Raw genomic sequence first — 4345 nt, 5'->3', positions numbered from 1 at the left:
CCTAAACATATATGACCATTTCGAAGTTTCGGCTAGCCTAAATCCGTCACCAACTCAGTTCCGAATGTACGAACGAAGGCGCGACAGCGCCGTTGTCTGGCTCTCAACTGTTCCACTGAGTCACAGTTCTTCTTTCATGTCTCCGCGTCGATAGCGTTCCAAAAGCTCGTAGCCGGTGACGCTGCCCGTCGCGTCGAGCGTGATTTCGTAGCGGCCGATGATGTCCTGCGTGTCTGGCACGGCGTTACGTTCGACCAGTTCCACGACGGTACGCCAGCCATCGCCATTGGCCGCCTCGATTTTGATGATTCCCTCGAACTCGTATTCCAACAGTTCTTTGGCGGCTTCCCGCGCTCGGACCTGTGCATCACTAAGCCCGATTGTCGAATCCGGAGATTGATTTGACACCGCTTCGTCCGAAGCGGTCTGTTCGGACGGCTCGTCGCGGGTACGCTTCGCTTCTGGACCCGACCCCACTTCGGCTGAAAGTCCCGCATTGTCGATGCCATCGTGATTGGCATGTTCATTCCCTTGGTCTGACATTATACTACCTATGAGGCTACTGCCTCAAGAAAGGGTCCCCTCCATGCCTTTGATCGTCGCTTCGACCTCGTCTCGTAACTCGTGGACATCACTGTGCTGAGCGACTTTCGAGGCCAACACGTCGACACAGATGTCGGTTAGTATCGACCGGTCGAGGTCGTCGACGGTCGTGAGACCCTCCGCAGCCATAATCGCCGCCCGGGTTCCGACGTTAACGTCGAGGCGCTCGCGCAACTCGCGCATTAGCCGGACGACCTGTTCTGTGTCCTCCGTGTCGAAATCGTCGACGTGGGCCCGGACGATTTCGACCTCGGTTTCTCTATCGTAGAAATCCAGATAGAGACCGACGAGTCGGTCGAGGAGTGCGTCCTGTGGCTCGTGAACACCGGCGTACTCTACCGAGTTCGAGGTCAGAATCGCTCGGAAGTCGGGGTGGACATCGACGTACCGCGATTTCCCCCGCTGACCCGGCAGTTCGAGCACGCCCTCTTCGAACACCGACAGCAGGACGTTGTTCGCGACGGGTTTCGTGCGGGAAAACTCGTTGTACACCAGCGTTGCCCCCTCCCGTACGGCGAGTGTAAGGGGGTTATCCACCCAGCGGTCCCGAACGATATCCTTGCTCTTGACGACATTGTGGACGTACTTGTCACGCTCCGAAATCCGCTCTTTTTCTGCGTACTCACCGACGAGGTCGCTAGTCGTCAGGTCAGCATCACCGTTAATCCAGACGACCGGGCGGTCACGCTCGCGAGCGACGTGCATCGCCAGCGCCGTCTTTCCGCAGCCGGTCGGGCCGATAAGGTGGACGGGGCGTCCAACGTCGAGCCACCGGCGCATGCGGGTTTCAACCTGCGTGACCGCCTCGGTCTCGATGAACGGTTGTTCTTCGGGGATGAACCGCTCGTCGAGCTTGCTCGTTCCGTTTTTCGTTCGGTGGGTCTGGTGATTTTCGAGACGGGTGAGTTCCTTTTCCGTCCGATTGCGTGCGTTCTTGTCCTGTTTTTCCCGGCGAGACGTGCGGATTTGTGAGCCTCGTACCTTCCGCTCACGTGAGCTGTTCGTCATGCTTTATCATCCGGGCGGAGTGGCACGTCCTCGCCGTACTCTTCGCGGTATTTCTTGATCGTCATGTCGTGTGTCTGAAGGTGGGGTTCCGTAATCGCCTGATAATATTCGCCGCACACCAGACACTGGACCATATCCTCTGGCGTCTCGTCGTCCAGGAACTGGTCGTCTTCTCTGACCGACTCCGATTGGACGTCTTCGTCGGTTTCTGTGTCCATCTCCGCACCGAACTCCATTTCTACCGTCTCGACTTCGGCTTCGGCTTCGACGTCATCTGCTTTCGAGTCCTCGTCTTCACCGTCGGGTTCTACGGAGTCTTCTATCGGAGGTATGTCTACCTCGGTCTCCGTGCCAGTCACGGCTGTTTCAGCCGCGTTGTTCAAGGGTGTCGCCATGGGAGCAGCGCCCTGCCCGTAGAAGTCGCGAGCGAAGGAGGCGAACGCTTCCTCAGTCGTTTCGAACGCTTTCCGGTAGTCCCCCATCTCTCGCTGGAAGGCAGCGATATTGTCCAATAAGGACTGTACCTCGACGCCGTGAAATTCCTCTCGGTACTGGAGGAAGGCGTCAGCAACGTCTTTGTGACCATCGCGTTTTTCGGCGACAGCGGCGTGGAACTGGTCGATGTCGGCACCGAACTCACTAGCGTAGTCATCAAATTCGCCCTGCACAGAGACGAATTCCGACTGGAGTTCCGAAATCGCCGTCAGCAGGTCCGACACATCGCGAAGGGTAGCCACGTCGGTCACGAATGCATCCGCGTAGGCGTCGAACGCTTCGTGAGTTTCGTCCATCTCCGCCCGGAGGTCGTCTATTGCGGCGAGGAGGTCACTCACATCCTGCATCTCCGCGACATCTGTCGCGAAAATGTCGGCATACGCGTCGAAGGCGTCGCGTCGGTCAGCAACCGACGTATGGAAGTGCTCGACGTCGGCGGCGAATTCCTCACTGTATGCGCGAAACGCATCGTTAGTGCTGTTCATCTCCGTCCGCAGGGTATCAATCCCATCGACGAGTTCGCTTACGTCTCGTTTATCGTCAACATCGGCAGCGAACTCGTCGGCATAGGCCGCGAACGCTTGCTGTACTTCCGCGAATTCCTCGCGGGTGGCGGTCATCTTTTCACGTTTGTCTTTGACACTCATAGTGGGTTCGAAAAATCGGTCGAGTAGCGTTACTTACAACCCCTGCGTCTCCGTTACGCACCGCAGAGGCGAGCTATCAGGCCTCAGGCGTAGGTGCCGCCTCGGCACCAGCGGTGAGTTCTGCTTGTTCGATCTTGGCGATTTCTTCGGCGTAGTGGAGGAAGGTGTCGACCGACGCGGCAACGACCCGCGCCTCGACGGTCAGAATCTCGATACCGACAAGGGAGATACGAGCCCACACGTCAACGACGACACCCTTGTCCAGTACGCGATCCAGAACTTCCGCCAGACTTGATGAATCGGGCTGAACCATGATTGATCTGGGTTATACCCATCTGAAAACGTGTTGGCAAGTAACAAAATCATTCGTGTTGGTTCAGCAACCGTTTCACCTCTCGTAATGAGTCAAACATCTAAGTAGTTTGGCAGAGATGAATGACACAGGTCGCCTTGACTGAGAGCATCACGCATCCCTTTCAAGCCGGTAAAGCAGCTCTCTGTCTCTCGACCAAAGTGCGTCATCCATGCCCCCACCAAACCCTGCCTACTCACCTACAGAACAACAAGGACGCGTGCTGTTTCCCCGTGAGGTCAGCCGCTTTTTTACTGGCGACCCAGGTCACACGCTGCTCGTTAACGGAGCGCCGGGAACGGGAAAGACGCTGTTCACGATACGCGGTCTCGACGTGTTAGAGCGCGATGGCGATGTTCTCTACGTGTCGACCCGCGTCGATCAAGACACCGTTCACGAGATGTACTTCAGAGAGCACTCCTCCCTCGATAAGACGCACATCCTCGACCTCTCTCAAGACCCGTTCGAGTTACCCTTAGACGTGGATGTCCCCTTCGAGAAGTTGGGGTTAGATTCGTTGCTCGAGTGGATTCAACAGATAAAAGCCGCGAGCAAACGGCTCACAATCGCCTTCGACAGTTGGGAGCTCATCTACGAGTATCTGGCCAGTCGTCACGACGATTCCCCGGATATCGAGACGGTAACGACCCAGTTGGTCTCGCTGGCCCGCCAAGAAAATATCCGGTTGTTACTCGTCTCGGAAACCGCCGATTCGTCGCCACTCGAATACATCGTCGACGGTGTCGTCACGTTGCAGGTCGCAGAAGACGAGCGGGGACGAACGCGCCGGTATCTCCGACTAGAGAAGTTGCGCGGAGTCCGTATTGGTAATCGACTACAGCCCATCACGCTCGCAGACGGGCAGTTTCAAGCGATTACACCCGTCGAATTACCGACCGTTCGGACGGGAGCGAACAACGGCACGTGGGAACCGCGCACTAACACCAAGGCAAAGTTTTCGACCGGTATCGGTGACCTCGACCCCATCCTCTCGGGTGGGTACAACCGGGGAAGCGTGATTCACCTCGACCTGGGAACCGACCTCTCCCGCGACGCATGGAGCGTGCTAACGCTTCCGACCATCCGCAACTTTCTCGCCAACGAGATGGGCGTCGCCGTTGTTCCCCCGCGCGAGGGGAGTCCGGGGTTACTTCACAACGACCTGAACTCGGTGCTCACCCCCCGAGTATTTGATACGTACTGTCACGTCTTCGAGACGTATGCCGGTCCGTCCCGAAAC

General features: G+C 57.2%; 5 protein-coding genes. 1 reads left to right on the top strand and 4 read right to left on the bottom strand.

From position 1 onward, the window contains the following. Window positions 1–120: 120 nt before the first annotated feature. From QT222_RS05575 to gvpA, 4 genes are all read right to left on the bottom strand, one after another. Window positions 121–543 carry a gas vesicle protein GvpO gene (locus QT222_RS05575; protein ID WP_491476572.1) on the bottom strand — a complete coding sequence of 141 codons (423 nt, stop codon included), beginning with the start codon at window positions 541–543 and terminating at the stop codon, window positions 121–123. A 24-nt stretch (window positions 544–567) separates the two neighbouring features. After that, a complete protein-coding gene (gene gvpN, locus QT222_RS05570; RefSeq protein WP_491476571.1) occupies window positions 568–1611 on the bottom strand; it encodes a gas vesicle protein GvpN in 1044 nt (347 codons plus the stop codon). Beyond that, entirely contained in the window at window positions 1608–2753 is a 1146-nt protein-coding gene (locus QT222_RS05565) for a MucR family transcriptional regulator (protein ID WP_491476570.1), read from the bottom strand. Before QT222_RS05565 ends, gvpN begins: the two co-directional genes overlap by 4 nt. A 76-nt stretch (window positions 2754–2829) precedes the next feature. Beyond that, on the bottom strand, window positions 2830–3066 hold the full coding sequence (gvpA, locus tag QT222_RS05560) for a gas vesicle protein GvpA (RefSeq protein WP_004056706.1): 237 nt from the start codon (window positions 3064–3066) through the stop codon (window positions 2830–2832). Window positions 3067–3277: 211 nt separating this feature from the next. On the opposite strand from gvpA, the gene gvpD reads away from it, so the two are divergent. Continuing rightward, window positions 3278–4345 (top strand): gas vesicle protein GvpD P-loop domain-containing protein (gene gvpD / locus QT222_RS05555; RefSeq protein WP_491476569.1); only part of this gene is annotated, 1068 nt, incomplete at its 3' end.

The organism is Haloferax sp. s1 (assembly GCF_058382125.1).
The sequence above is the reverse complement of the archived record's forward strand: the minus strand, read 5'-3'. Positions and strand labels throughout refer to the sequence as shown.

Bases quoted from the DNA above. Each gene is read 5' to 3' on its own strand.
- gvpA (WP_004056706.1), bottom strand. From the start codon at position 3,066: ATGGTTCAGCCCGATTCATCAAGTCTGGCGGAAGTTCTGGATCGCGTA.
- QT222_RS05575 (WP_491476572.1), bottom strand. From the start codon at position 543: ATGTCAGACCAAGGGAATGAACATGCCAATCACGATGGCATCGACAAT.
- gvpN (WP_491476571.1), bottom strand. From the start codon at position 1,611: ATGACGAACAGCTCACGTGAGCGGAAGGTACGAGGCTCACAAATCCGC.
- QT222_RS05565 (WP_491476570.1), bottom strand. From the start codon at position 2,753: ATGAGTGTCAAAGACAAACGTGAAAAGATGACCGCCACCCGCGAGGAA.